This is a genomic window from Xanthomonas sp. WHRI 7064, from assembly GCF_040202355.2.
Classification (GTDB): domain Bacteria; phylum Pseudomonadota; class Gammaproteobacteria; order Xanthomonadales; family Xanthomonadaceae; genus Xanthomonas; species Xanthomonas arboricola.
In genome coordinates, this window is the sequence record NZ_CP167821.1 from 2207179 (window position 1) to 2232776 (window position 25598).

General features: G+C 66.7%; 22 protein-coding genes. 14 read left to right on the forward strand and 8 right to left on the reverse strand.

The window, feature by feature from the left end; translation table 11 throughout:
* Nucleotides 1-562: 562 nt before the first annotated feature.
* The gene (locus ABQY74_RS09580) at nt 563-1993 is read right to left on the reverse strand and encodes an amino acid permease (protein WP_016904398.1); all 1431 of its coding nucleotides are present in this window, start codon (nt 1991-1993) and stop codon (nt 563-565) included.
* A gap of 177 nt (nt 1994-2170) precedes the next feature.
* Nucleotides 2171-3643: an amino acid permease gene (locus ABQY74_RS09585; protein WP_026064795.1), complete on the reverse strand. Its 1473-nt coding sequence runs from the start codon at nt 3641-3643 to the stop codon at nt 2171-2173.
* A gap of 142 nt (nt 3644-3785) precedes the next feature.
* Here ABQY74_RS09585 and ABQY74_RS09590 point away from each other — a divergent pair, with 142 nt between their 5' ends.
* Nucleotides 3786-4373 carry an NUDIX hydrolase gene (locus ABQY74_RS09590; protein WP_104573293.1) on the forward strand — a complete coding sequence of 196 codons (588 nt, stop codon included), beginning with the start codon at nt 3786-3788 and terminating at the stop codon, nt 4371-4373.
* Nucleotides 4374-5210: 837 nt separating this feature from the next.
* Here the strand turns inward: ABQY74_RS09590 and serA are convergent.
* Nucleotides 5211-6452 carry a phosphoglycerate dehydrogenase gene (serA, locus tag ABQY74_RS09595; RefSeq protein ID WP_166764331.1) on the reverse strand — a complete coding sequence of 414 codons (1242 nt, stop codon included), beginning with the start codon at nt 6450-6452 and terminating at the stop codon, nt 5211-5213.
* A 208-nt stretch (nt 6453-6660) separates the two neighbouring features.
* Between serA and ABQY74_RS09600 the strand changes: the two genes are divergently transcribed.
* From ABQY74_RS09600 to ABQY74_RS09610, 3 genes are read left to right on the forward strand one after another with little or no spacing between them, the layout of a single operon-like run.
* Nucleotides 6661-8079, forward strand: coding sequence for an FAD-binding oxidoreductase (locus ABQY74_RS09600; protein ID WP_349794698.1), 1419 nt, complete (start codon nt 6661-6663; stop codon nt 8077-8079).
* Nucleotides 8080-8113: 34 nt separating this feature from the next.
* Nucleotides 8114-8413, forward strand: coding sequence for a DUF2388 domain-containing protein (locus ABQY74_RS09605; RefSeq protein ID WP_024937732.1), 300 nt, complete (start codon nt 8114-8116; stop codon nt 8411-8413).
* Nucleotides 8410-10245, forward strand: coding sequence for a DUF4105 domain-containing protein (locus ABQY74_RS09610; protein ID WP_104570109.1), 1836 nt, complete (start codon nt 8410-8412; stop codon nt 10243-10245). Before ABQY74_RS09605 ends, ABQY74_RS09610 begins: the two co-directional genes overlap by 4 nt.
* Nucleotides 10246-10319: 74 nt before the next feature.
* Here the strand turns inward: ABQY74_RS09610 and ABQY74_RS09615 are convergent, their stop codons facing one another.
* The 5 genes from ABQY74_RS09615 to ABQY74_RS09635 form a co-directional block, all read right to left on the reverse strand.
* On the reverse strand, nt 10320-10712 hold the full coding sequence (locus tag ABQY74_RS09615; RefSeq protein WP_181143198.1) for a hypothetical protein: 393 nt from the start codon (nt 10710-10712) through the stop codon (nt 10320-10322).
* A complete protein-coding gene (gene yeiP, locus ABQY74_RS09620; protein WP_016904354.1) occupies nt 10712-11278 on the reverse strand; it encodes an elongation factor P-like protein YeiP in 567 nt (188 codons plus the stop codon). Before yeiP ends, ABQY74_RS09615 begins: the two co-directional genes overlap by 1 nt.
* A gap of 100 nt (nt 11279-11378) precedes the next feature.
* Nucleotides 11379-12149 (reverse strand): SDR family oxidoreductase, encoded by a 771-nt coding sequence (locus tag ABQY74_RS09625; RefSeq protein ID WP_039527531.1) that lies wholly within the window; start codon nt 12147-12149, stop codon nt 11379-11381.
* A 144-nt stretch (nt 12150-12293) separates the two neighbouring features.
* Nucleotides 12294-13190, reverse strand: a complete 897-nt coding sequence (locus ABQY74_RS09630; protein WP_349794701.1) for a hydroxymethylglutaryl-CoA lyase — start codon at nt 13188-13190, stop codon at nt 12294-12296.
* The gene (locus tag ABQY74_RS09635; RefSeq protein WP_349794732.1) at nt 13187-13984 is read right to left on the reverse strand and encodes an enoyl-CoA hydratase-related protein; all 798 of its coding nucleotides are present in this window, start codon (nt 13982-13984) and stop codon (nt 13187-13189) included. Before ABQY74_RS09635 ends, ABQY74_RS09630 begins: the two co-directional genes overlap by 4 nt.
* A 116-nt stretch (nt 13985-14100) precedes the next feature.
* Here ABQY74_RS09635 and ABQY74_RS09640 point away from each other — a divergent pair, with 116 nt between their 5' ends.
* The 10 genes from ABQY74_RS09640 to carB all read left to right on the forward strand — a co-directional run bounded on the left by ABQY74_RS09640 (nt 14101) and on the right by carB (nt 25592).
* Nucleotides 14101-14349: a FeoA family protein gene (locus tag ABQY74_RS09640; RefSeq protein WP_016904358.1), complete on the forward strand. Its 249-nt coding sequence runs from the start codon at nt 14101-14103 to the stop codon at nt 14347-14349.
* Nucleotides 14346-16205, forward strand: a complete 1860-nt coding sequence (locus ABQY74_RS09645; RefSeq protein ID WP_104623144.1) for a ferrous iron transporter B — start codon at nt 14346-14348, stop codon at nt 16203-16205. Before ABQY74_RS09640 ends, ABQY74_RS09645 begins: the two co-directional genes overlap by 4 nt.
* Nucleotide 16206: 1 nt before the next feature.
* Entirely contained in the window at nt 16207-16461 is a 255-nt protein-coding gene (locus ABQY74_RS09650; RefSeq protein ID WP_181141791.1) for a DUF6587 family protein, read from the forward strand.
* Nucleotides 16462-16518: 57 nt separating this feature from the next.
* Entirely contained in the window at nt 16519-17019 is a 501-nt protein-coding gene (locus ABQY74_RS09655) for a nuclear transport factor 2 family protein (protein WP_349794703.1), read from the forward strand.
* 371 nt (nt 17020-17390) lie between these two features.
* The gene (locus tag ABQY74_RS09660) at nt 17391-18593 is read left to right on the forward strand and encodes a PLP-dependent aminotransferase family protein (protein ID WP_349794705.1); all 1203 of its coding nucleotides are present in this window, start codon (nt 17391-17393) and stop codon (nt 18591-18593) included.
* A 17-nt stretch (nt 18594-18610) separates the two neighbouring features.
* The gene (locus ABQY74_RS09665) at nt 18611-19318 is read left to right on the forward strand and encodes an MOSC domain-containing protein (RefSeq protein WP_349794735.1); all 708 of its coding nucleotides are present in this window, start codon (nt 18611-18613) and stop codon (nt 19316-19318) included.
* Nucleotides 19319-19791: 473 nt separating this feature from the next.
* Complete coding sequence (dapB, locus tag ABQY74_RS09670; protein ID WP_039521385.1) at nt 19792-20508, forward strand: 4-hydroxy-tetrahydrodipicolinate reductase; 717 nt, start codon at nt 19792-19794, stop codon at nt 20506-20508.
* Between the two features lie 240 nt (nt 20509-20748).
* A complete protein-coding gene (carA, locus tag ABQY74_RS09675) occupies nt 20749-21882 on the forward strand; it encodes a glutamine-hydrolyzing carbamoyl-phosphate synthase small subunit (RefSeq protein WP_039521387.1) in 1134 nt (377 codons plus the stop codon).
* The gene (locus ABQY74_RS09680) at nt 21879-22235 is read left to right on the forward strand and encodes a hypothetical protein (RefSeq protein WP_039521388.1); all 357 of its coding nucleotides are present in this window, start codon (nt 21879-21881) and stop codon (nt 22233-22235) included. The genes carA and ABQY74_RS09680 overlap by 4 nt, the downstream gene beginning before the upstream one ends.
* A gap of 114 nt (nt 22236-22349) precedes the next feature.
* The gene (carB, locus tag ABQY74_RS09685) at nt 22350-25592 is read left to right on the forward strand and encodes a carbamoyl-phosphate synthase large subunit (RefSeq protein WP_024937721.1); all 3243 of its coding nucleotides are present in this window, start codon (nt 22350-22352) and stop codon (nt 25590-25592) included.
* Nucleotides 25593-25598: the final 6 nt, after the last annotated feature.

The window sequence follows — 25598 nt, forward strand, 5'->3', positions numbered from 1 at the left end:
CAGTGGCCGCGGTGGTTTCGTCAGTCGTCTGTTGGTGGATGCAGTCAGAAGCCCAGGTCAAATGCCTGGTCGGTCGAGGGCGCGGTGCCCTCACCACTTGCGGGACACGCCGTGAATCCGTCCATGGAGGCTCCTTGGCGGCATCCATGCCGCCAAGGGTCCCGCAACCGGCGAGGACACCGCACCAGGAAGCTGGTCGGTGGTCGCATGAAAAGCCGCTTGTCGCCCCCGTGTCGCACCTCGAGCCAGCGCGCCAGTATCGAACAACGCGCATCACGCACTGCGCTTACTGCTCTTCACTGTGCACACCGATCATCCCGACAGGTCCTTGCCCGCCCACCGTCGCGGGACCTTACGCGGCATGGATGCCGCGTAAGAGCCTACACGGACGTACTTGCGGCGTGTCCCGCGACGGTGGGCGGGCAAGGGCCCTGCAGCCAGGCCGCAGACCAGCACCATCCAACCAACCAACCAAGCTACAGATCAGCCCGCGCAGATCAGCCGCTCTGCGATAGACCGGCGCGCAGGCGTTCTATCGGCCGCTCTCAGCCCACGCGTGTGCTCAACGACCGTCGCGCAGACGGCTGTGGCGATAGCCGTAGCCGAAATAGACCACCAGCCCGACCAGCGTCCACACCCCCATCAACATCCAGTTGTGCAGGGTCATCGCCGACAGCAGGGCCAGGCAGCTCAACACGCCGGCGCTGCAGATCAGCCAGGCCACCGGCATGCGGAACGGACGCGGCAGTTCCGGGTGGGTGCGGCGCAGGATCAGCACGCCGGCGCACACGGCGGCGAACGCGATCAGCGTGCCCATCGAGGTCAGCTCGCCCAGCACATCCAGCGGGAACACCGCTGCCAGCAGGGCGATGCCCACGCCGGTGATCACGGTATTGACGTGCGGGGTGCGGTACTTGGGATGGATGCGGGTGAAGATCGACGGCAGCAGCCCGTCGCGCGCGATGATCATGAAGATGCGCGGCTGGCCGATGATCATCACCAGCACCACCGACGACAGCCCGATCAGCGCACCGACTTCCACCACCACGCGCAACCAGGCCAGCTGCGGATGCGCCGCCACCGCGGTCACCACCGGCTCGTCGGTGCCGAGTAGGGTGTAAGGCACCAGGCCGGTCATCACGGCCGCCATGGCGATGTAGAGCACGGTGCAGATGACCAGCGACAGGATCATGCCGATCGGCAGGTCGCGTTGCGGGCGGTGCGATTCCTGCGCCGCCACCGACACCGCCTCGAAACCGATATAGGCGAAGAACACCATCGCCGCGCCGCGCAGCACGCCTTCCATGCCGTACTTGCCCGGACCTTCGTTGGCCGGAATGAACGGGTGCCAGTTTGCGGTATCCACGTACTTCCAGCCCACCGCGATCACCAGCAGGATCAGCCCGGTCTTGAGGATCACCATCGCCATGTTCATCGCCGACGACTTGCGGATGCCCACATAGCACAGCCAGGTCAGCAGCAGCACGATACCGGCGGCAGGCAGGTTGGCGATTGCGCCGGTGCGCTGCAGCTTGCCGTCCAGCGGCGCGCTGACCAGGGCGGCCGGCAGGTGGATGTTGAAATGTTCCAGCAGGCTGAGGAAATAGCCGGTCCAGCTGACCGCCACCGCCGAGGCGGACACGCCGTACTCCAGCACCAGCATCCAGCCGATGAACCAGGCCGCCAGTTCGCCGAAGGTGGCATAGGTATAGGTGTAGGCGCTGCCGGATACCGGCACCATCGCCGCGAACTCGGCGTAGGCCATTGCGCAGAACGCGCAGCACACCGCGGCCAGCACGAACGACAGCATGATCGCCGGGCCGGCATGGTCGGCCGCGGCCTGACCGGTGATGACGAAGATGCCGCCGCCGATCACCGCCCCGATGCCCAGGGCGGTCAGCCCCCACGGCCCGAGTGCGCGTTGCAGGCCCAGCCCGTCGGCCGCCTCGTGGCTGGCGTGCGGGTGCTTGGTGGCCCAGAGTTGCTTGAACATGCAGCGGTTCCTGTTGAATCCCTGCACGTGGCGGTGCGGGCGTGTGCGAGATGTGCGGGCTGTTGCGAGGTGCTCGTGTCGTCAAATCCCCACACACGAATGTGTGGGCTGTTGCGAGGTACTCGTGTCGTTAAATCCCCGCACACGGATGTGCGGGCTCTTGCGAGGGACTCGCAATCAAGCCTTACGGGCCAGCCGGCTATGGCGAATGCCATAACCGAAATAGATGACCAGGCCGATCATGGTCCAGCCCACGAACACCTTCCAGTGTTCCTGGAAGGCCTGGAAGAACAGGAACAGGCAGGCCAGCGCGCCCAGCGGGCAGATCAGCATCGCCAGCGGCACCCGGAACGGGCGCGGCAGATCCGGCTTGGTGAAGCGCAGCACCATCACCCCGGCGCACACGGTGGCAAAGGCGAGCAGGGTGCCCATCGACACCAGTTCGCCCAGCACGCTGAGCGGGATCAACCCGGCCAGCAGCGCCGCGACCACGCCGACGAAGATCGTGCCGACATAGGGGGTATGGAACTTCGGATGCACCTTGCCGAACAGTCGGGGCATCAACCCATCCTTGGCCATGGTGTAGAAGATGCGCGGCTGCGCCATCAGCATCACCAGCACCACCGAGGACAGGCCGGCGATCGCGCCGATCTCCACCGCGGTCTTGAGCCAGGTCAGTTGCGGGTGCGCTTCCAGCGCGGTGGCCACCGGCTTGGCGGTGCCGAGCTGGGTGTAGGGCAGCAAGCCGGTCAACACCGCGCAGACGATGATGTAGATGACGGTGCAGACCGCCAGCGATACCAGAATGCCGATCGGCATGTTCTTCTGCGGATCCTTGGTCTCGCCGGCGGAGGTGGAGACCGCGTCGAAGCCGATATACGAGAAGAACACGATGGATGCGGCGCGGAACACGCCGTCCCAGCCGAACTGGCCCGGCCCGGTGTTTTCCGGGATGAAGGGATGCCAGTTGGCCGGGTCGATGTAGGCGATACCGAAGCCGACGAACAGGCAGATCACCACCACCTTGATCGCCACCACGATGGCGTTGGCGAACGCCGACTGGGTGACGCCGACGTAGCACAGCATGCTCACCGCAGCCACGATCAGCACGGCCGGCAGGTTGATGAGGTTGCCGGAGCTGACAAAGTTGTGGCCGTCCCAGGCCAGTGGCGCGCCGGCCAGCTCGGCCGGGAACGGCAATCCGAGCGTGCCGGTCAGGAAACTGATCAGGTAGGCGGACCAGCCGACCGCAACGCTGGAGCCGGCGAACAGGTATTCCAGCACCAGGCACCAGCCGATGAACCAGGCGATGCCCTCGCCGAGAGTGGCATATGAATACGAGTAGGCGCTGCCGGAGACTGGCATCATCGCCGCGAACTCCGCGTAGCACAGGCCGGCGAATGCACAGGCGATGCCGGCGAACACGAAGGACAGCATCACCGCCGGGCCGGCATGGTTGGCAGCGGCCTGGCCGGTCAGTACGAAGATGCCGGCACCGATCACCGCGCCGATCCCCAACATGATCAGGTGCTTGGCGGTGAGGGTGCGTTGCAGGGTGGCTTCGCCTTGCAGGCTGCCTTCGACCGGTTCGCCCCCGTCGACATGTCCAGCGGGCTCGATCGGTTTGACCCTCAACAGAGACTTCAGCATTCGGTACATCCCTAAGTGGCAAAGCTAAGGCGCGCGCGCCTGGGCGAAGGTGGTGCGCCGCATCCCGGTGGGACAGGCAAGCGGCCTACCTTGCCAAAGCTACACGCTCACGACAAGCACGTACGCAGCATGAATGGCGATAATGGCCGCCTGGCCCGCAACGGGCGACCGGGAACGACAGATGGTGGATGCAACCCTGCAACAGCGATTGGCCGACTACCGCGCACGCTGGCCGGACGAAGCGGAGCTGGCCGAGCAGTTCGCTCAACTGCTGGACGATGCCACCAACCCGTTCCTGCGCGAGCGTGTCGAAGGTCATTTCACCGGCTCGGCGTGGGTGGTCAGCGCCGATGGCACGCGCACGTTGCTGACCCATCACCGCAAGCTGCAACGCTGGCTGCAGCTGGGCGGGCACGCCGACGGCGACCGCGACCTGGCGCAAGTGGCCTTGCGAGAGGCGCAGGAGGAATCCGGATTGACCGGCTTGCGCCTGGCTGACGCGGCCATTTTCGACCTGGACCGGCACTGGATTCCCGCGCGCGGCGAGGTGGCCGGGCACTGGCATTACGACGCGCGCTATGTGGTGATGGCTGGGGCGGACGAGGCGTTCGAAGTCAGCGAAGAATCGCTGGCCCTGGCGTGGCGCCCGGTCGCCGAACTGCTTGCCGATCCGCAGCTGGATCCGTCGATGCGGCGCATGGCCGAGAAGTGGGTGGCGCGCTCGCGTTGAGCAGCTTGTTATAGCCCCTTTTGTCGGGGCGATAAGGTGCTGCTTGCGCGCCACTGGCTCAGGTGCCGCAAGCGCGGGCACGCCTGTTACTTGCCGGCTTCGGTGGGTGGCAGCAGCGCGGCCGGCGATCGGCTGCTCGGCTCGGTCAGACATCCTGTCTGACTCACCGCCGCGGCACATCCCTGTGCCGCTTTCCGCCAATCCCCGGCCACGCTGCTGCCTCGGCCATTCGCTGTCATGACCTTGAAAGCAGTGGGTGAGTGATGAGACGTTGCCTAACGCTTACGTCTGCGAATCAAAGCCCCTCTCGCGTCGGGGCGAGCAGGCACAGCTTGCTCGCCATGGGCGCGGCCTGGCCTGTCGCTTAGCGGCTTCGGTGGGTGGCAGCAGCGCGGCCGGCGATCGGCTGCCCGGCTCGGTCAGACATCCTGTCTGACTCGCCGCCGCGGCACGTCCTTGTGCCGCTCTCGCCAATCCCCGGCCACGCTGCTGCCTAGGCCATTTGCTGTCATGGCCTTGGAAGCATTGAGTGAGTGATGAGACGTTGCCTAACGCTTACGTCTGCGAATCAAAGCCCCTCTCCTGTCGGGGCGAGCAGGCACAGCTTGCGCGCCATGGGCGCGCGTGACTGGGAGCGCCCGCGCCGCAAGCGCGGGCCGGGGCGCGGGGGGAAGTACAGCCAGGCATCGGCTGCCAGTTTACGAGTCAGCCTTACTGGCGCGTGGCGACGCGTTTGCCATGGCAGACGCGTCGAAGTTGGCCGCAGCGCCCCCTCATCCGGCCCCTCGGGCCACCTTCTCCCGTTGGGAGAAGGGATCACCTCAGTACAAAGTCCGCTCAGTACAGAATGCGCGTCCGCAAGGTCCCTTCGATCAAGGCCAGGCCTTCCTTCAACGCGGTGGCCTGCGCCTCGCTGGCGCTGACGTCGATCACCACGTAGCCCACCTTGGGGTCGGTGCGCAGGAACTGGCCGTCGATATTGACGTTGTGGCGCGAGAACAGTTCGTTGATCTTGGACAGCACGCCCGGCACGTTGCGGTGGATATGCAGCAGACGCAGGCTGTCGGGGTGCTCGGGCAGGGTGACCTCGGGGAAGTTCACCGCCGACAGGGTGCTGCCGTTGTCGCTGTAGCGCACCAGCTTGGCGGCCACTTCGATGCCGATATTGTCCTGCGCTTCCAGCGTGCTGCCGCCGACGTGCGGGGTCAGGATCACGTTGTCGTGTGCGGTCAACTTTGATTCGAACGCATCGCCATTGCCCTTGGGCTCGATCGGGAACACGTCCACCGCCGCGCCGCCGATCTGGCCCGCGCTCAGTGCCGCGTCCAGTGCGTCGATGTCGATCACCGTACCGCGCGAGGCGTTGATCAGATGCGCGCCGTGCTTCATGCGCGCGATCTCCGCCGCGCCGATCATGTCCTTGGTCGACGGCGTCTCCGGCACATGTAGGGTCACCACATCCGAGCGTGCCAGCAGGTCGTCCAGATCGATCGCCGCGCGCGCGTTGCCCAGCGACAGCTTGGTTTCGATGTCGTGGAAGATCACCTGCATGCCCAGCGACTCAGCCAGCACGCCGACCTGGGTGCCGATATGCCCGTAACCGACGATGCCCAGCACCTTGCCGCGCGTTTCGTGGCTGCCGGCGGCCGATTTGGACCACCCACCGCGATGGCATTCGGCATTCTTCTGCGGGATGCCGCGCAACAGCAGGATTGCCTCGGCGATGACCAACTCGGCCACGCTGCGGGTGTTGGAATAGGGCGCGTTGAACACCGGGATGCCGGCCAGCTCGGCCGCGTCCAGATCGACCTGGTTGGTGCCGATGCAGAAGCAGCCCACTGCGATCAGGCGCTTGGCATGCGCCAGCACCTCGGCGCTCAACTGCGTGCGCGAGCGGATGCCGACGATATGCGCCTCGGCGATGCGCGCGATGAGCTCGTCTTCCGGCAACGACTTGGCGTGCAGTTCGATCTGCGAATAACCGGCGGCGCGGAACACATCCACGGCAGTCTGGCTGATGCCTTCCAGCAACAGGACGCGGATGTCCTGCTTGGGAAACGAGGTTCTCTTCGGCGACATGGGGGAGCGCATTGCGGCAATCGGGTCGGCAACTATGCCAGATGGGCCGCGCGATGGGGCGCCCGCAACGCAGTGTTTGCGCAGGCTAAGTCCTTGCGGTGCAACGGTTTCAGCTGAATCCAACGCGGTGGCGGTGCCGCGTCGTGCAACTGGACGAGGCTGGCGCGCACTGGCACGCTGTGCGGTTCCTACTGCAGCGCCGTGTGTCATGACCGATCCCCGCATCCTTTCGTTGCAACAGGCCGTGCCCGAGTTGCGTTTGAAGACCGAGCCGGCCGACCTGGAACACTACGGCCGCGACTGGACGCGGCGCTGGACGCCCAACCCGCTGGCGATCGCCTTGCCCGGTTCGGTGGACGAGGTGCAGGCGGTGCTGCGCTGGGCCAATGCGAACGCGGTTGCGGTAGTGCCTTCGGGCGGGCGCACCGGTCTTTCCGGCGGTGCGGTGGCTGCCAACGGCGAGCTGGTGCTGAGCCTGGAGCGCCTGAACAAGTCGCTGGAGTTCAATGCGGTGGATCGCACGCTCACCGTCCAGGCCGGCATGCCGCTGGAAGCGGTGCACAACGCCGCGCGCGAGCATGGGCTGGTGTATCCGGTGGATTTCGCCGCGCGCGGTTCGTGTTCGATCGGCGGCAACATCGCCACCAATGCCGGCGGCATCCGCGTGATCCGCTACGGCAATACCCGCGACTGGGTGGCCGGCCTGAAGGTGGTCACCGGTGCCGGCGAACTGCTCGAACTCAACAACGCGCTAGTGAAGAATTCCAGCGGCTACGATTTCCGCCATCTGATGATCGGCTCCGAGGGCACGCTCGGCGTGGTGGTCGAAGCGACATTGCGATTGACCGACCCGCCGCCGCCCAGCAACGTGATGTTGCTGGCGCTGCCCTCGTTCGAGGTGCTGATGCAGGTATTTGCCGCGTTCCGCGCGCAGCTGCGGCTGGAGGCGTTCGAATTCTTCACCGATCGCGCGCTCGAACACGTGCTGGCGCACGGCGCGCAGGCACCGTTTGCGCAGGTGTATCCGTATTACGTGGTCACCGAATTCGCTGCCGGCGACGAGGCGCAGGAAGCCGCAGCGATGGCGGCATTCGAAACCTGCATGGAGCAGGGCTGGGTCAGCGACGGGGTGATCAGCCAGAGCGATGCGCAGGCCGCGCAACTGTGGCGGCTGCGCGAAGGCATCACCGAAGCGCTGGCGCGCTACACGCCGTACAAGAACGACGTGTCGGTGCGCATCTCGTTGATGCCTGCGTTCCTGGCCGAAACCCAGGCGTTGCTGCACGATGCGTATCCGCATTTCGATGTGGTGTGGTTCGGCCATATCGGCGATGGCAACCTGCATATCAATGTGCTCAAGCCCGATGGCACCAGCCAGGCCGATTTCGTGGCGGCCTGCGATCAGGTGACCAAGTTGCTGGCGCAGGCCTTGCAGCGTTTTGGCGGCAGCATCTCCGCCGAACACGGCATCGGCCTGGTCAAGAAGGCCTACCTGTGGAGTACCCGCTCGGCCGAGGAGATCGCCTTGATGCGCGGGATCAAACATGTGCTCGATCCTCATCTTTTGCTGAATCCCGGCAAGCTGTTCGAGATGGACGACGCGCCTGCCGCCACGCGTGCCGGTTAGTCTTTCACCACCTTCACATGGAATCGATACGCCAATGATGCGCTCCCTCGTGTTTTGCGCTTTGACGCTGCTGCCGCTGGCGGCCTTCGCATCCAGCCTGGCCGGAACCTCGGCGGGTGCATCGTCGGCCGGTTCGTCCAATTCCTCCGGCAGCAGTTCCGGCGACGACAAGGTGGTGGCCGACGCACGCGAAGATGCCGCCGGCTTCGTCGCCAGCGATGGCGCGATCCGCGGCGCGCGGCTGGAAGCGGCGCTGCTGCAGTTGCGCAGCCGTAGCGATGCGGCGCGGCTGTCCAGCGACCTGGAACTGGCGCAGTCCATCCTGGCCCAGTGAGTTCTCCTCGCCGGTGCTGGTGGCTGTGGCTGGCCGCAGCGATCGCACCGGCGGCGCAGGCCGAATTACGCATCGATGTCGATCCGCAGGGCCTGTCTGCGGCGCAGATCGACACCACGCACGCATTGGTGAAACAGGTGGCGCAGCGTCTGCCGCCGGCCTGGATGCAGCGCATCGACGCACCGATCCAGCTGCAGTGGCGCACGGACTTGCCGGCACACGTGCATGGCCGCGCGATCGGCCGGCGCATCCTGCTCGATCGTGCGCTGCTGGATGCCTGGAGCGCGCAGGCGACGGCCACGCAGACCGACCCCGAGGCACCGGCCACGCGCGCGGCAATGGCCGCCGTGGTGCATGAACTGGCGCATGTGCTGGACCGCAGTGCGCACGGCGGCCTGTCGCGCGACCCGCGGCTGCGCGATCTGGCCGGCTGGCAAGTGCGTCCCTGGCGGATCGGGCGCGGCGCAAACCGGTTCAGCGATCGCAGCCCCGACGATTACGAGCGGCGCAGCCCAGCCGAATTCGTCGCGGTGAATCTCGAACACTACGTGCTCGATGCCGACTATCACTGCCGGCGTCCGGCGCTGGCGGCCTGGTTTGCCGAGCAGGTCGGTGGCATGCCCGATGCAACGCATTGCGAGACGACGTTGCCGTACCTGCAGGCTGATAACGATGCCGGCGCGATGTCGCTGCTGGCACTGGATCCAGCGCGTGTGTACGCGGTGGACTACCTGCTGGCCGAGGGCAATGCGCAGCCGATGAGCCGCTGGGGCCACAGCATGCTGCGTCTGGTGATCTGTGCCCCTGGCCGCACGCCCGGTCCCGATTGCCGTCTGGATCTGCAGTATCACCGCGTGCTGTCGTTCCGCGCCTTCGTCGGCGATGTGCAGATTTCCAGCTGGCGCGGGCTGACCGGCTCGTATCCCTCGCGGTTGTTCGTATTGCCGTTGAATCAGGTCGTGGACGAATACACCAAGGTGGAGCTGCGCGCGCTGTCGTCGGTGCCGCTGACACTGGCGCCCGGGGAGATCGCCGCGCTGCTCGCACGCGCCGCGCAGGTGCATTGGAGTTACGACGGGCGCTACTACTTTATCGGCAACAACTGCGCGGTGGAGACCTTCAAGCTCCTGCACGACGGCGTGCCGCGGCTGGCCGCGGCACGGCTGTCGTCGATCACCCCGCGCGGCGTGAGGCAGCGCTTGCAGCGCGCCGGCATCGCCGACATGCAGGTGCTGGACGACCCTGCGCAGGCGATTCGGCAGGGCTATTACTTTGAGTCGGCGGCGGCGCATTACCAGACCATGTTCGAGGTGATCCGCCGCGGCCTGCCGGTGCCGCAGACCAGCGTGGAGCAATGGCTGGACGCGCGCGCGGACGCGCGTGCGCAGTGGTTCGACCGCGGCGGTCTACGCGAGACGGCTGCAGCGTTATTGCTGGAACAGGCCGCGTTGCGCCGCCAGGAGTTGCTGGCACGCGATGCGCTCAAGCGCCTGCTGACGCCCGGCGCTGCCGGGCGCGACTCGGTGCAGGGTCAACTGCAATCACTGTTCGCGCGGCAGGCCCGGCTCAGTCACCCGGCCACGCTGTTGGGCAGCGCCGGCTACGGGCTGCCGCAAGCGGAAGAGCAGCAAGACCTGAGCGTGCGCGTGGCGCAGGAAACCGGCGTACTGGTCGACGGCTGGAAACAGCTGCAGGCGCTGGGGCGGCAGCAACTGCCGGCCGACGTCCGCGCCGGACTAGAGCAGGGCGAGGCGAATGTGCAGCGCCTGCGCGCACGCCTGCGCGTGCTAGCGCGCGGTGATGCGGCTGCCGACAAACGCCTGCAGCGGTAAGTCCCAGTTCCCGGTGCTCCGGCCAGGGACGACGCATTGCACCAGCTGGCACCTGTCACGCCAGCCGGCGCACCTCAGCCAGCCGGTTGCAGATCCGCCTGCACCGAATACTTGCGCAGCCAGTCGCTGACCTGCGCGTTGTTGCGGTACTGCTTCAGTAGCGTTGCAAGCCGTGCCGGTGCCGGCGTGCAGAACTGCGCGATCGCCACTTCGATCTCGTGGCGACGATCGGCGTCGTACGGATCCTCGCCCGCGAAGTGCTCGCAGGTGTCGTAGTCCTCCACCAGCGTGCGCACATCCTCCGGCATGCCGCACAGGCCGGGCGGATGTTGCAGCCACTCCTCGTCCACCTTGGCGTCGGTGCAGGCCACCGGCGCGGGTGCGGGCGTGGAGGTCGGTGCCGGGGCTGGTTGCGCCGTGCAGGCGCCCAGCAGCCCCAGCGTCACCAAAACGACCAGCTTGCGCATCAGTCGGCGCGGCCTGCGAATTCGCCGGTGGTGGTGTTGACCAGCACGCGCTCACCGTTGGTGATGTACTCGGGCACCATGATTTCCAGGCCGGTATTGAGCTTGGCCGGCTTGGGCCGCTTGGTGGCGGTGCCGCCCTTGAGTTCAGGCGGGGTTTCGACCACTTCCAGCGTTACCGTCTGCGGCAGTTGCACGGCCACCGGCTGGTCGTCGATCACCTGCACGTAGATGCCGGTCAGCCCGTCGATGATGTAACCGGCATCGGTGCCGATCACGTCCGCATCCAGCGTGTAGGGAGTGAAGTCCTCGTCGTCCATGAACACGAACGCCTCGCCATCCTTGTACGAAAACGTCGACAGGCGACGCAGCAACTCCACTTCCGGCAGGTTGTCGTCGGCGTCGAAGCTGGCGTCCAGCTTGGCGCCACCGGGCACGCTGTACATGATGAAGCGGAAACGCACGTTGCCACCGCGGCCCTGCGGCGAGCTACGCTCGATGTCGCGGATCTGGTAGATGCCGCCGTTGTATTCGACGACGTTGCCTTTCTTGATGTCGTTAGCTTTCATGGGAATCGGGAGTTGGGAATGGGGAATCGAAAAAGCCGGGGCCGGGGTGCTGAGAGTAGGGCGCCGTTACGATTCCCCATTCCCGATTCCCCATTCCCCGCTACTTGGGCGCCAACCGCACGCCGCCGTCCAGGCGAATCACATCGCCATTGAGATAGCGATTGCGCAGGATGAAGGCGACGGTGTCGGCGTATTCGTCGGGTTGGCCCAGACGCGAGGGGAACGGGATCGCCGCGGCCAGCGATTGCTGCACCGCCTCGGGCATGCCGTCCACCATCGGGGTCCAGAACACGCCCGGTGCGATCGTCATCACGCGGATGCCGAAGCGCGCCAGTTCGCGCGCCATCGGCAAGGTCATGCCGACCACGCCCCCCTTGCTGGCGGCATAGGCGGCCTGGCCGATCTGGCCTTCGTAGGCGGCCACAGAGGCGGTGTTGATGATCACGCCGCGCTCGCCGTCGTCGCCGGCGCTGTTGTGCTGCATCACGTCGGCTGCGGCCTTGGCGACATTGAAGCTGCCGACCAGGTTGACCAGCACGGTGGTGCGGAAGGTCGCCAGCGGCATCGGCGCTTCCTTGCCGAGCACGCGGCCCGAACCCAGGATGCCGGCGCAGTTCACCGCCAGGTTGAGCCCGCCCAGCGCCTGCGCGGCCTGCGCCACGTTGGCGGCGACCTGCGCCTCGTCGGTGACGTCGGTGGCGAAATACTGCGCGTTGCCGTCACCGAGCAGCGCCAGCGCCGCCTCGGCCTTGTCGGCGTTGACGTCGAACAGGGCGACCTTGCCGCCGTCGGCCACGATGCGCTGCGCCACGGCCAGGCCCAGTCCGGAAACGCCGCCGGTGACGATGGCAAGAACAGAAGAAGGCTGCATGCGGTGGTTCCTTGGAAATCCTGGAAGCCGGTGGATGCCGGCAGGCGAACGGGTGACGACGCAGCCGGCGATTCTAGCCGAAGCGTCCGTGCGCCCGCCCTGGAAGATGGCGCGGGCGTGGCGGCGGCGTGCGGGACTAAAATCTCAGCCGGGGGCCGCCAAGGCCTTGCCGACCTTGCTGCCGGTCTCGCGGCCCAGCAACCGCGCCAGCCAGCGGCCGGTGCGGGCGAGGGCAGGTAGGTCGATGCCGGTCGGCATGCCCAGCCCATGCAGCAGATACACCACATCTTCGCTGGCGACATTGCCGCTGGCGCCCTTGGCGTAGGGGCAGCCGCCGGCACCGGACACCGCCGCATCGACCACGCGCACGCCTTGCTCCAGGCAGGCGGCGATGTTGGCCAGCGCCTGGCCGTAGGTGTCGTGGAAGTGCACGGCCAATGCCGGCATCGGGACCGCCTGCGCCACCGCGGCCAGCATCTGGCGTGCCTTGGCCGGGGTGCCGACGCCGATGGTGTCGCCCAGCGAAATCTCGTAGCAGCCCAGTGCGTACAGCCGTTGCGCGACATCGACCACATCGGCCACCGGCACCTCGCCCTGATACGGGCAGCCCAGCACCGTGGAGACGTAGCCGCGCACGCGCACGCCGTCGAGGGCGGCCTGCGCAAGGATCGGCCGGAACCGTTCGAGCGACTCGTCGATACCGGCATTGGTATTGGTGCGGTTGAAGGCCTCCGACGCCGCAGTGAAGACCGCCACTTCCTGCGCGCCCGCCGCCTGCGCGCGGGTGTAGCCCTGCAGGTTCGGCACCAGCACCGGATAGGCGATGCCAGGCGCCTGTGCGATGCCGGCAAACACCTCGGCCGCGTCGGCCAGCTGCGGCACCCAGCGCGGGCTGACGAAGCTGGTCGCCTCGATGCTGCGCAGCCCGGTCGCGGAGAGTTGATCGATCAAGGCGATCTTGTCGGCGGTGGCGATCGGTGTCGCTTCATTCTGCAGGCCATCGCGCGGGCCGACCTCGACAATGCGGACAAAGTCGCTCACGCCGCGCCCTCCGGCACCCAGGCCGGGCTGCGCTTGTCGAGGAAGGCGCCCAGGCCTTCCTGACCTTCCGCGGAAACGCGCAGGCGCGCGATCCACGCGGCATTGGCAGCGTCGATGGCGTCGCGGTCGATCGGTGGCAGCACCGCGCGCACCAGCGCCTTGGCGCTTGCCGCGGCCAATGGCGCGGCCGCCAGCAACAGGCGGACCTGGCGCTCCACCGCGATATCCAGTTGGTCGGCGGCCACCAGTTGATGCAACAGGCCCAGCAGCTGCGCGGTGGCCGCGTCGAAGATCTCGGCAGTGGCGAACCAGCGCCGGGCCTGGCGCGCGCCGATCGCTGCGATCACATACGGCGAAATCACCGCCGGCAGCAGGCCGAGCTTGCTCTCGGTCAGCCCGAAGCGCGCCTCGGTGCAGCCGATGGCGATATCGCAGCATGCCACCAGGCCCACGCCGCCGCCAAACGCCGCGCCGTTGACGCGCGCGATGGTCGGCTTGGGCAACTCGTCCAGCGTGCGCATCAGGCGCGCCAGGGCGAGCGCATCTGCCGCGTTGTCGGCCTCGCTGGCACCGGCCATGCCGCGCATCCAGTTCAGGTCGGCGCCCGCGGAGAACGCAGCGCCGGCACCGGTGATCACGACGACGCGGATCTGCGCCGCCTGGCCGGCCTGCTGCAAGGCGTCGGTGAGCGCGCCGATCAAGGTCGCATCGAAGGCGTTGTGCACCGCCGGGCGGTGCAGTCGCAACGTGCGGACCGCTCCCTGGTCCTCCACGATCAAGCCGGTGTCCTGCATTGCGTCAACGTCCATGAATGGGATGCGAACCATGATAGCGGCACGGGTCGGCTGAGCCATGACGCGGTGCGTCGATGCTAGAATTGAGAACCATTCCTAACAATCAGGCCGTCTTTGTGACGCTGTCCGACATGCCCTTGCATCGCGCCGCCATCGTGGATTCCGTGGAGGATCGCCTCCCCAACGACACGATCGCCCGGCGTCTGCGCGAACTGGGTTTTGTCGCCGGCGAAGAAGTCACGGTGCTGGCGACCGGGCCGGTCGGGCGCGAACCGCTGCTGGTACAGGTCGGTTACACCCGGTTCGCCCTGCGCCGTAGCGAGGCCGCACGCGTGCAGGTACGCGTCGATGGAGCACAGGCATGAGCGTGGCAAGCGTTCCGTTGCGGCTGGCGCTGGTGGGCAATCCCAACAGCGGCAAGACCGCGCTGTTCAATCAGCTGACCGGCAGCCGGCAGAAGGTTGCCAACTACACCGGCGTCACCGTCGAACGCAAGGAAGGGCAGTTCCGCGCGCCATCCGGGCGCGACTTCGCGGTGCTGGATCTGCCCGGCGCCTACAGCCTGCAGCCGGCCAGCCTGGACGAGGCGATCACCCGCGACCTGTGCCGTGGCTTTTACCCCGGCGAACCGGCACCGGACGTGCTGGTCTGCGTGATGGATGCGACCAACCTGCGCCTGCATCTGCGCTTTGCGCTGGAGCTGCGCGAGCTGGGCCGGCCGATGATCGTGGCCTTGAATATGGTCGATGCGGCGCAACGACGCGGCATCGTCATCGACCTGCCGGCGCTGGAACAGGCGCTTGGGGTGCCGGTGGTGGAAACGGTGGCGGTGCGCCGCGGCGGTGCCAAGGCGCTGGTCGAGCGCATCGACGCGCAGGCCGCGCGTCTGGCGGCACCGAGCGCCACGCCGCCTGCCGACGGCAACTACCATGCGCAGGTGCGACAGATCCTGAGTGCGGCGGTGACCATGCCGACACGGACCTCGCGGGTGGACGATGCGCTGGACCGCTGGCTGCTGCACCCGCTCTGGGGCCTGGTCACGCTGGCGGTGGTGATGTTCCTGATCTTCCAGGCGGTGTATGCCTGGGCCAACCCAGTGATGGACCTGATCGATGCCGGCACCGCGATGCTGGGCGAGTGGGCGGGCACCACGCTGCCGGAGGGCCCGCTCAACAGCCTGCTCAAGGACGGCATCATCACCGGCCTGGGCGGGGTGATCAAATTCCTGCCGCAGATCCTGATCCTGTTCGCCTTCATCCTGGCGTTGGAGGAGTCCGGCTACCTGCCGCGCGCGGCCTTCCTGCTGGACCGCATGATGTCTGCCGCCGGCTTGTCCGGGCGCTCGTTCATCCCGTTGCTGTCGAGCTTTGCCTGTGCGGTGCCGGGCATCATGTCCACCCGCAGCATCCAGGACCCGCGCGACCGGCTCGCCACCATCATGGTCGCGCCATTGATGACGTGCTCGGCGCGCCTGCCGGTGTATGCCTTGCTGATCGGCGCCTTCATCCCGCAGAAGACCGTGTGGGGCATCTTCAACCAGCAGGGCCTGATCCTGTTCGGGCTGTACGCCGCAGCCATCGTCAGCGCGCTGCTGGTGTCGTGGACGATGAAGAAGTGGCGCCGCGACAAGAGCGAGCATCCGCTGATGCTGGAGCTGCCGTCGTACCGCCTGCCGCATCTGCCCGACCTGGCGCTGGGGCTGTGGGAGCGTGCGCTGATCTTCCTCAAGCGCGTCGGCGGCATCATTCTGGCCCTGACCATCCTGCTGTGGTTCCTGCTGTCGTTCCCGGCCGCGCCGGCCGACGCCACCTTGCCGGCGATCGACTACAGCTTCGCCGGGCGCATCGGCCATGCGATGGCGGTCTTCTTCGCGCCGCTGGGCTTCAACTGGCAGATCTGCATCGCGCTGATTCCGGGCCTGGCCGCGCGCGAAGTGGCAGTGGCCTCGCTGGCGACCGTGTACGCGCTGTCGGCTGCCGACGACGATGCCGCGGCGCAGGCCTTGTCGCCGCTGATCAGTGATGGCTGGTCGCTGGCCACCGCGCTGTCGCTGCTGGTCTGGTACATCTACGCGCCGATGTGCATCTCCACGCTGGCCACGATCAAGCGCGAAACCAACTCGTGGAAGCAGATGACGGTCAGCGCGGTGTACCTGTTCGCGCTGGCCTACCTGGCCTCGCTGGTGACCTACCAGCTGGCCGTGCTGCTGGGAGCCGGCTGAAGTGGATCTGTCGCTTACGCTGCAGTACCTGGTCATCGCGCTGGCGGTGTTGCTCAGCCTGTGGGTGGTGATGAAGAAGCAATTTCCCGGCACGCTGCGGCGTCTGCGCGGCGCAGTGGCGATCTGCCTGCTGCGCGATGGGCGGCCTGCGTGGATGCGGGCGCTGGGCCGCCGCGTGGCGCCGCCGGCCGCGCAGAACGCCGCGGCCTGCGGTGGCTGCGACAGCTGCGGGCCGGCGCCGCCACGTCGTCACTGATCCATCGCATCCCTTACACTTGCGCGGCCGCAGGACGCGGCGATGCAGGGGGCACAGATGCGGTTGTTGGTGTTATTGGCAGTCCTGGCGGCGGTTGCCGGCATTTATAACTACGGTGGCAACGCGCTGGACGAAGCGCAGGTGCGCGATTTCTACGCCGCGCACGACAAGGCGATGCTCGGTCAGGACGGCGAAGCGCTGTGCGCGATGACCGCGCCGACGTTCGAAATGGTGGTGCTGTACCGCATGGATTCGCACCAGAAGCGGCAGACCACCACGCGCGAGCAGTACTGTAAATCCAATGGCGAATGGGCGCAGGTGCTGCGTCAGATGCGTCATGTGGCCAACCCGGAAGAGGTGATCGACTACAAGCAGTCGATCACCAGGATCGAGATTGCTGCCGATGAAGCCTCGGCCATGGTCGAGACGCGCGCCACGCTCGGCTTGCCGGGCTTGCGCATGACCTTCCGCTCGCGCGACAAGCTGGTCCGCAAGCGCTGGAAGACCTTGATCGAACGCAGCGAAGGCACTGCCTGGGTCGGCCCGGCGTACGACTGAACGTCGTCGGCACGATTGCTGCCGCATTGTCGTGCCGGCGCCATCGATGCGCGGAAGGGCTGCCTGTTACCGGTACGCGCTGCCCTGGCTCGCGACCCAGCCGATTTGCGCAGGTAACCCGCGTCGACGACAGAAGCCGGTGACCATCCTGGGCGAGGGGATACGCGTGTGGCGATTGCCTTGCCGGCTGGCATCGACGCCAGTGCATCGGCATCACTGCAGCGGGTGTTCGTTAGCGCCGCTGCAACCCAGGCGAGCGGCGTGACGCGTGGCAATGATCGGTGCAGCAGCAACACTGTCACTGGCCGGGTTGCGTCGTCGACGCTGCAGTGCACAGCGCGTCGGCCACGGGCCTTCGCTATGCTTGCGCGATGACGACTTCCTTCCAGATCTCCCGACGTGCGCAGGCGCTGACCAGTTCGGCGATTCGCGAAATCCTCAAGGTGACCGAGCGGCCGGAGGTGATTTCCTTCGCCGGCGGGCTGCCGTCGCCGGCTACCTTTCCGGTGGAGCGCATGCGCGCGGCCAGCGATCAGGTGCTGCGCGATGCGCCGCAGGCCGCGCTGCAATACGGCCCCACCGAAGGCCATGCGCCGCTGCGCGAATGGGTGGCCGCACGGCTGAGCCGTGACGGCGCCAGCATCCGGCCCAGCCAGGTGTTGATCACCACCGGCTCGCAGCAGGGCCTGGATCTGCTCGGCAAGGTCTTCATCGACGAAGGCAGCAAGGTGCTGGTGGAAACGCCGAGCTACCTGGGCGCGCTGCAGGCGTTCTCGCTGTTCCAGCCGAGCTTCGTCGGCATGCCCTCGGATGAGGACGGGGTGGTGGTGGAGGCGCTGGATCCTGCAGTGCTGGCCGATGCGCGCTTTCTGTATTGCCTGCCGAACTTCCAGAACCCCACCGGTCGCCGGTTGCCGCTGGCGCGTCGTCAGGCCCTGGTGGCGCGCGCGGCGGAGGCAGGCGTGCCGATTGTCGAAGACGATCCGTATGGCGAGCTGTATTACAGCGGCCAGCCGCTGCCGAGCCTGCTGTCGCTCAACCCGGAGGGCGTGATCTACATGGGTTCGTTCTCCAAGGTGCTCGCACCCGGGTTGCGGCTGGGCTATGTGGTCGCGCCCGAAGCGGTGCTGGGCAAGCTGATCCAGGCCAAGCAGGCGGCCGATCTGCATACGCCCTCGTTCACCCAGCGCGTGGTCCACCAGACGTTGCAGGACGATTTCCTGGACACGCACATTCCGCAGATCCGCGCGCTGTATGCGCGTCAATGCAGCCTGATGCTGGAAGCACTGGATCGGCATTTCCCGCCCCAGGTGCAATGGAATCGCCCCGAAGGCGGCATGTTCCTGTGGGTGACCCTGCCGCCCGGGCTGGACGGCACCGCGCTGCTGGCGCGTGCGATCGCGCGCAATGTGGCATTCGTGCCGGGCGCGCCTTTCTACGCCACCTTGCCGCAGGTCAATACCTTGCGGCTGTCGTTTGTCACCGTGCCCGGCGACAGGATCGACGCCGGCATCCAGGTCCTGGGCGAGGTGCTGCGCGAGGCGCTGGCCGAATTGCCCGGGCAGGGCGCGTGAGCACGCAGACCGCTGGCGTGCAGGCGCCTGCGCTTGCGCTTGCGACCACCATCGACAGCGTCGCGATCGGTATCGCACGCGACTACACCCGGCCCGGTAGCCGCAGCGCGATCGACAAGCGGGCGGTGGACGGCAGGGTGCACGTCAGTCCCGACGGTCTGCACGGCGACGAGCAGGGCGACCGGCGTGTGCATGGCGGGCCGGACAAGGCGATCCACCATTATCCGCGCGATCACTACGCTGCCTGGCAGGCCGAGCTCGGTGCGCAGGCATTGCTGGAGACGGCCGGCGCATTCGGCGAGAACCTGAGCAGCCTCGGCCTTACCGAAGCCGACGTCTGCCTGGGCGATCGCTTTGCATTGGGTACGGCGGTGGTGGAGGTGTCGCAGCTGCGTCAGCCATGCTGGAAGCTGTCCGACCGTTTCGGCCTGCGCGACATGGCGCGCCGCGTGCAGGACACCGGCCGCACCGGCTGGTACTACCGCGTGCTGCAGCCTGGCGACGTTGCGGCCGGCGACACGCTGACACTGCAGCAGCGACCGCATCCGCAATGGACGCTGTCGCGCCTGCAACAGCTGCTGTATGCGCGCGATATCGACGTCGCCGCCATTACCGAGGTGCTGCAACTGCCGCTGGTGCCGTCATGGCAGGCGCTGTTCGAGCGCCGCCTGCAACGCCGCGAAGTAGAGAGCTGGAGCAAACGCCTGCACGGCGCAGGCGACTGAGAACCGCCAACGCCATCGCGCCAGATCAAAGGCCGCAGCCGCGCTAGCTGCAGGGCTGAGATTTGGGATTTGGGATTCGGGAGTCGGGAGTCGGGAGTCGGGAGTCGGGATTGGGAAATCGCGGTCACGAAGTCGGCAAACGCCACCTTCCAGGCGCCGCCATGATGGCCGTGTGCCACGCGTCCTCATCGTCCTTACCAACGTGCAGCGACGCAGCCCTCACCGCCCCATGACCGCTCGCGCCGTTGTGTGCCAACCGCCACGCGCACCCCACGGACGCCACCAAGCCAAAGCGCCACAGCACATAAAACGCGCACACCCGCACCAGCTCTCACGATTCCCTAACCCCCCCATCCCGATTCCCGGCTCCAACGATTCCCCAATCCCGACTCCCCAATCCCAGCTTTTACGATTCCCGATTCCCGATTCCCAGCTATCTTGTACAACCCCATCGCCCCGCTAGGCCTGCCGCCATGACACCGTCTCCTGTGAAAGTTCTGATCCACGGCGCCTCCGGGCGGATGGGCAAGGCATTGCTGCGCCTGGCTGCCGAAGACGAGGCGCTGCACGTCGTCGGTGCGGTGGTGGGGCGCTCGCCGTCGCAGCGCGTAGTGGACGGTGTGCCGTACTTTGCCGCCAGCGAACTCGGCGGTGCGCCGGCCTTCGATGTGGCAATCGACTTCAGCCTGCCGCAGGGCTTCGCACCGATCCTGGCGCTGTGCGCGCAGCGCGGCAAACCGCTGGTGTCCGGCACCACCGGTCTGGATGAGGCGCAGCGTGCCGCGTTGCTGGAGGCCGCGCAACAGATCCCGTTGGTGTGGGCGTCCAACTTCAGCCTGGGCGTTGCGGTGCTGACCGAACTGGTGGAGCGTGCCGCCGGCAGCCTGCCGGGCTGGGATTGCGACATCGTCGAGGCGCATCACGTGCACAAGCAGGACGCACCCTCCGGAACCGCACTGACGCTGGGGGAGGCGGCCACCGGCAGCGGCGCGCAGCCGCGCTTTGCCAGCCTGCGCGCCGGCGACATCGTCGGCGAACACACGGTGCAGTTCACCGGGCTGGGCGAGCGGGTGGAGCTGGTGCACCGCGCCACCAACCGCGACATCTTTGCGCGCGGTGCCCTGCATGCGGCCAAGCGGCTGCTCGGCAAGCCGGCCGGCAGCTATCGCGTGCGCGATCTGGTGCTGTAAGCCGGCGCGTCGCCGCGCATGAATGGCGAATGATCGCAGTGGCGCATTCATCCCGCCATTGCGATGCCAGCGCGGCGACCGGTGTTCTCCAGGCTGGCATGCCGGGGCACTTGCCTTTACAATTCTCGCTTGCCCGAACCAGCGTCGGACCGGTCCTCAGCACCGCGTCCGCGCTTTGCTGCAACCGGAATTTGGCCGGAAGCGCATCGGAGTCCCAGGCAGCCAGAGCGAGACCCCCACGTGACCCAACCCGCAATCCTTGTCCTCGAAGACGGCACCGTGTTCGAGGGCGAATCCGTAGGCGCCAACGGGCTTTCCGTCGGCGAAGTGGTGTTCAACACCGCCATGACCGGTTACCAGGAAGTCCTGACCGATCCCTCCTACGCCCGCCAGATGGTCACGCTGACCTATCCGCATATCGGCAACACCGGCTTTACCGATCAGGATGACGAGGCCAGCAAGATCTGGGCCGCCGGCCTGATCGTGCGCGATGTGCCGCGTCGCCCCAGCAGCTGGCGCAGCGAAGTCGCACTGCCGGAGTGGCTGCAGGCCCGCGGTGTGGTGGCCATTTCCGGCATCGACACCCGCAAGCTGACCCGCCTGTTGCGGCAGAAGGGCGCCCAGAACGGCGCACTGATGGCCGGCGAGATCGATGTCGACAAGGCACTGGAAGCCGCGCGCAGCTTCCCCGGCCTGAAGGGCATGGACCTGGCCAAGGTGGTTTCCACCGAGACCAGCTACAGCTGGCAGGAAGGCTCGCTGGATCTGAATTCCGACACCTTCGTGCGCGCCGAGCTGAAGCACAAGGTTGTTGCTTACGATTACGGCGTCAAGCTCAACATCCTGCGCATGCTGGCCGACCGTGGCTGCGACGTCACCGTGGTGCCGGCACGCACGCCGGTGGCCGAGGTGCTGGCGATGAACCCGGACGGCGTGTTCCTGTCCAACGGACCGGGCGATCCGGAACCCTGCGATTACGCCATCAGCGCCATCCAGGAATTGATCGCCAGGCAAGTGCCCACCTTCGGCATCTGTCTGGGCCATCAGCTGCTGGCGCTGGCCGCCGGTGCCAGCACGGTCAAGATGACCACCGGCCATCACGGCGCCAACCATCCGGTGCAGGATCTGGACGGCGGGCGGGTGATGATCACCTCGCAGAACCATGGCTTTGCGGTCGACGAAAGCACGCTGCCGGCCAATGTGCGGGTGACCCATCGGTCGCTGTTCGATGGCACCAATCAGGGCATCGCGCTGACCGACGCACCGGCGTTCTCGTTCCAGGGCCACCCGGAAGCCTCGCCGGGCCCGCGCGATGTGGGCCCGTTGTTCGATCGGTTCGTGGAGTTGATGGCCAAGGATGCCAAGCGCGCATGAGCGCTCGTTTGATGGGTGTGCTGATCGTGCTGATGGGCGTTGCCCTGACGTATTGGGGCGTGTGGATGCCGCTGGAGCAGGCACGCGCTGGTGCACAGTCGATCACGCTGCACGGCGGCATGAAGCTGGCCTTGCTGGTGCCGATGTGCTTCGTCTTCGGCGTCGGCTATGTGGCTGGAGGGGAATCCTTTCACCACCGCATGCAGAACAGCGACCCGGACAAGGTGCGCCGTTGGGGCAAGACCTCCGGGATCGGCTGGCTGCTGATCCTGGGCAGCTTTGCCGCGTCCTTCGGGCTGTATCAATGGCTTCAGCACACCCTGCGCGCCCTCGGCTATGGATCTGCCGGATGAACCCGGCGTTCGGCTCTGCCGAGCCGATGCACTATCACGCCGCGTCGCGATGCGATCGCCGCGGCCACTCTTCCGCACCTGCGGCTTGCCGCATGTTCCTAATCGAGTAAAGAAATGCCAAAGCGCACCGACCTAAAAACCATCCTGATCATCGGCGCCGGCCCGATCGTCATCGGCCAGGCCTGCGAGTTCGATTACTCCGGCGCGCAGGCGTGCAAGGCGCTGCGCGACGAGGGCTATCGCGTCGTGCTGGTCAACAGCAATCCGGCCACGATCATGACCGACCCGGACATGGCCGATGCGGTGTACATCGAGCCGATCAACTGGCAGACGGTCGAGAAGATCATCGCCAAGGAAAAGCCCGATGCCCTGCTGCCGACCATGGGCGGGCAGACCGCGCTGAACTGCGCGCTGGATCTGGCCGACCACGGCGTGCTGGAGAAGTACAACGTCGAGCTGATCGGTGCCAAGCGCGAAGCGATCCGCATGGCCGAAGACCGCGAGCTGTTCCGCGTGGCGATGGGCGAGATCGGCCTGGATTGCCCCCGCGCCGAAGTGGCGCACACGCTGGAAGAGGCGCTGGATATCCAGACCCGAGTCGGCTACCCGACCATCATCCGTCCCAGCTTCACCCTGGGCGGCAGCGGCGGCGGCATCGCCTACAACCGCGAAGAGCTGATCGAGATCGTCGGCCGTGGCCTGGAACTGTCGCCGACCACCGAGGTGCTGGTGGAAGAATCGGTGCTGGGCTGGAAGGAATTCGAGATGGAAGTGGTCCGCGACACCGCGGACAACTGCATCATCGTCTGCGCGATCGAAAACCTCGACCCGATGGGCGTGCATACCGGCGACTCGATTACCGTGGCGCCGGCGCAGACGCTGACCGACAAGGAATACCAGCGCCTGCGCGATGCCTCGATCGCGGTGCTGCGCAAGATCGGTGTGGATACCGGCGGCTCGAATGTGCAGTTCGGCATCAGCCCGACCACCGGCCGCGTGGTGGTGATCGAGATGAACCCGCGCGTGTCGCGCTCGTCGGCGCTGGCGTCCAAGGCCACCGGTTTCCCGATCGCCAAGGTTGCCGCCAAGCTGGCGGTGGGCTACACGCTGGACGAATTGAAGAACGAGATCACCGGTGGCCTGACCCCGGCCTCGTTCGAGCCGTCAATCGACTACGTGGTCACCAAGATCCCGCGCTTTGCGTTCGAAAAATTCCCGCAGGCCGACGCGCGCCTGACCACCCAGATGAAGTCGGTGGGCGAGGTGATGGCGATGGGCCGCACCTTCCAGGAATCGCTGCAGAAGGCGCTGCGTGGCCTGGAAACCGGCAAGATCGGGCTGGACCCGACCGGCCTGGATCTGAGCAGCGAAGACGATATCGCCGCGCTCAAGCGCGAGCTCAAGGCACCGGGCCCGGAGCGTCTGTTCTATGTCGCCGATGCGTTCCGCGCCGGCATGAGCGTGGCCGATGTCTACGCGCTGTCGTTCATCGACCCGTGGTTCCTGGATCAGATCGAAGAACTGATCAGCCACGAACAGCAACTGGCCGATGACGGCATGCCGGCACTGGATGCGGCGCGTCTGCGCACGCTCAAGCGCGCTGGTTTCTCCGACGCGCGGCTGGCCGAGTTGACCGGCACCAACGAGGAATCGGTGCGCACGCTGCGTCGCGCGCTCAAGGTGCGCCCGGTCTACAAGCGCGTGGATTCCTGCGCCGCCGAATTCGCCACCAGCACCGCGTATCTGTATTCGACCTACGAGGACGAGTGCGAGGCGCTGCCGACCGACCGCGACAAGATCATGATCCTGGGCGGTGGCCCCAACCGCATCGGCCAGGGCATCGAGTTCGACTACTGCTGCGTGCATGCGGCGCTGGCGCTGCGCGATGACGGCTACGAGACCATCATGGTCAACTGCAACCCGGAGACCGTGTCCACCGATTACGACACCTCCGACCGTCTGTACTTCGAGCCGCTGACGCTGGAAGACGTGCTGGAAATCGTCGAGCTGGAAAAACCCAAGGGCGTGATCGTGCAGTACGGCGGCCAGACCCCGCTGAAGCTGGCGCGCGCGCTGGAAGCCAACGGCGTGCCGGTGATCGGCACCTCGCCCGATTCGATCGATCTGGCCGAAGACCGCGAGCGTTTCCAGCAGCTGGTCGACAAGCTGGGCCTGAAGCAGCCGCCGAACCGCATTGCCCGCAATGCCGAGGAAGCGCTGGTGCTGGCGCGCGAAATCGGCTATCCGCTGGTGGTGCGCCCGAGCTACGTGCTGGGCGGCCGCGCGATGGAAATCGTCTACGGCGAATCCGACCTGGCGCGCTATGTGCGTGACGCGGTCAAGGTCTCCAACGATTCGCCGGTGCTACTGGACCGCTTCCTCGACAACGCGGTGGAAGTGGACGTGGACATCATTGCCGACAAGGACGGCAACGTGCTGATCGGCGGGCTGATGGAACACATCGAAGAGGCCGGCGTGCATTCGGGCGATTCGTCCTGCTCGCTGCCGCCGTATTCGCTCTCGCCCAAGACCCAGGCCGAGCTGCGCCGTCAGGTGGTGATGCTGGCCGAAGGTCTGAACGTGGTCGGCCTGATGAATACCCAGTTCGCGGTGCAGGTGAACGAGGCCGGCGACGACGTGGTGTTCCTGCTGGAAGTGAACCCGCGTGCCTCGCGCACCGTGCCGTTCGTGTCCAAGGCGATCGGCATGCCGCTGGCCAAGATCGCCGCGCGCTGCATGGCCGGCAAGACGCTGGCCGAGCAGGGCGCCACCAAGGAAATCGTGCCGGGCTATTACTCGGTGAAGGAGGCGATCTTCCCGTTCGCCAAGTTCCAGGGCGTGGACCCGATCCTCGGGCCGGAGATGCGCTCCACCGGTGAGGTGATGGGCGTGGGCCGCAGCTTCAGCGCCGCGTTTGCGCGTGCGCAGGAGGCCGGCGGCATCAAGGCACCGCCGGTGGGCAAGGCCTTCGTGTCGGTGCGCGATCCGGACAAGCAGCGGGTGTTGCCGGTGGCGCAGGCGCTGGTGGAGCGCGGCTATACGCTGGTCGCCACGCGCGGCACCGGTGCCTGGCTGCAGCAGAACGGGCTGAGCTGCGAGATCGTCAACAAGGTCGCCGAAGGGCGCCCGCATATCGTCGATTCGATCAAGAACGGCGAGATCGTGTATATCGTCAACACCACTGAAGGTCGCGCCGCCATCTCCGACTCGTTCTCGATCCGGCGTGAAGCGTTGCAGCATCGCGTGACCTATTCGACCACTGTTGCCGGCGCCAAGGCGCTGGTGCATTCGCTGGAATTCCGCGGCACCGGCCCTGTGTGGTCGCTGCAGGAACTGCACAAGGAGCTGGAAGCATGAGAGCAC

Bases quoted from the DNA above. Each gene is read 5' to 3' on its own strand.
- dapB (WP_039521385.1), top strand. From the start codon at position 19,792: ATGACACCGTCTCCTGTGAAAGTTCTGATCCACGGCGCCTCCGGGCGG.
- ABQY74_RS09580 (WP_016904398.1), bottom strand. From the start codon at position 1,993: ATGTTCAAGCAACTCTGGGCCACCAAGCACCCGCACGCCAGCCACGAG.
- ABQY74_RS09600 (WP_349794698.1), top strand. From the start codon at position 6,661: ATGACCGATCCCCGCATCCTTTCGTTGCAACAGGCCGTGCCCGAGTTG.
- ABQY74_RS09625 (WP_039527531.1), bottom strand. From the start codon at position 12,149: ATGCAGCCTTCTTCTGTTCTTGCCATCGTCACCGGCGGCGTTTCCGGA.
- ABQY74_RS09635 (WP_349794732.1), bottom strand. From the start codon at position 13,984: ATGCAGGACACCGGCTTGATCGTGGAGGACCAGGGAGCGGTCCGCACG.
- carB (WP_024937721.1), top strand. From the start codon at position 22,350: ATGCCAAAGCGCACCGACCTAAAAACCATCCTGATCATCGGCGCCGGC.
- ABQY74_RS09590 (WP_104573293.1), top strand. From the start codon at position 3,786: ATGGCCGCCTGGCCCGCAACGGGCGACCGGGAACGACAGATGGTGGAT.
- ABQY74_RS09585 (WP_026064795.1), bottom strand. From the start codon at position 3,643: ATGCTGAAGTCTCTGTTGAGGGTCAAACCGATCGAGCCCGCTGGACAT.
- ABQY74_RS09645 (WP_104623144.1), top strand. From the start codon at position 14,346: ATGAGCGTGGCAAGCGTTCCGTTGCGGCTGGCGCTGGTGGGCAATCCC.
- ABQY74_RS09615 (WP_181143198.1), bottom strand. From the start codon at position 10,712: ATGCGCAAGCTGGTCGTTTTGGTGACGCTGGGGCTGCTGGGCGCCTGC.
- serA (WP_166764331.1), bottom strand. From the start codon at position 6,452: ATGTCGCCGAAGAGAACCTCGTTTCCCAAGCAGGACATCCGCGTCCTG.
- ABQY74_RS09605 (WP_024937732.1), top strand. From the start codon at position 8,114: ATGATGCGCTCCCTCGTGTTTTGCGCTTTGACGCTGCTGCCGCTGGCG.
- ABQY74_RS09680 (WP_039521388.1), top strand. From the start codon at position 21,879: ATGAGCGCTCGTTTGATGGGTGTGCTGATCGTGCTGATGGGCGTTGCC.
- ABQY74_RS09660 (WP_349794705.1), top strand. From the start codon at position 17,391: ATGACGACTTCCTTCCAGATCTCCCGACGTGCGCAGGCGCTGACCAGT.
- ABQY74_RS09655 (WP_349794703.1), top strand. From the start codon at position 16,519: ATGCGGTTGTTGGTGTTATTGGCAGTCCTGGCGGCGGTTGCCGGCATT.
- yeiP (WP_016904354.1), bottom strand. From the start codon at position 11,278: ATGAAAGCTAACGACATCAAGAAAGGCAACGTCGTCGAATACAACGGC.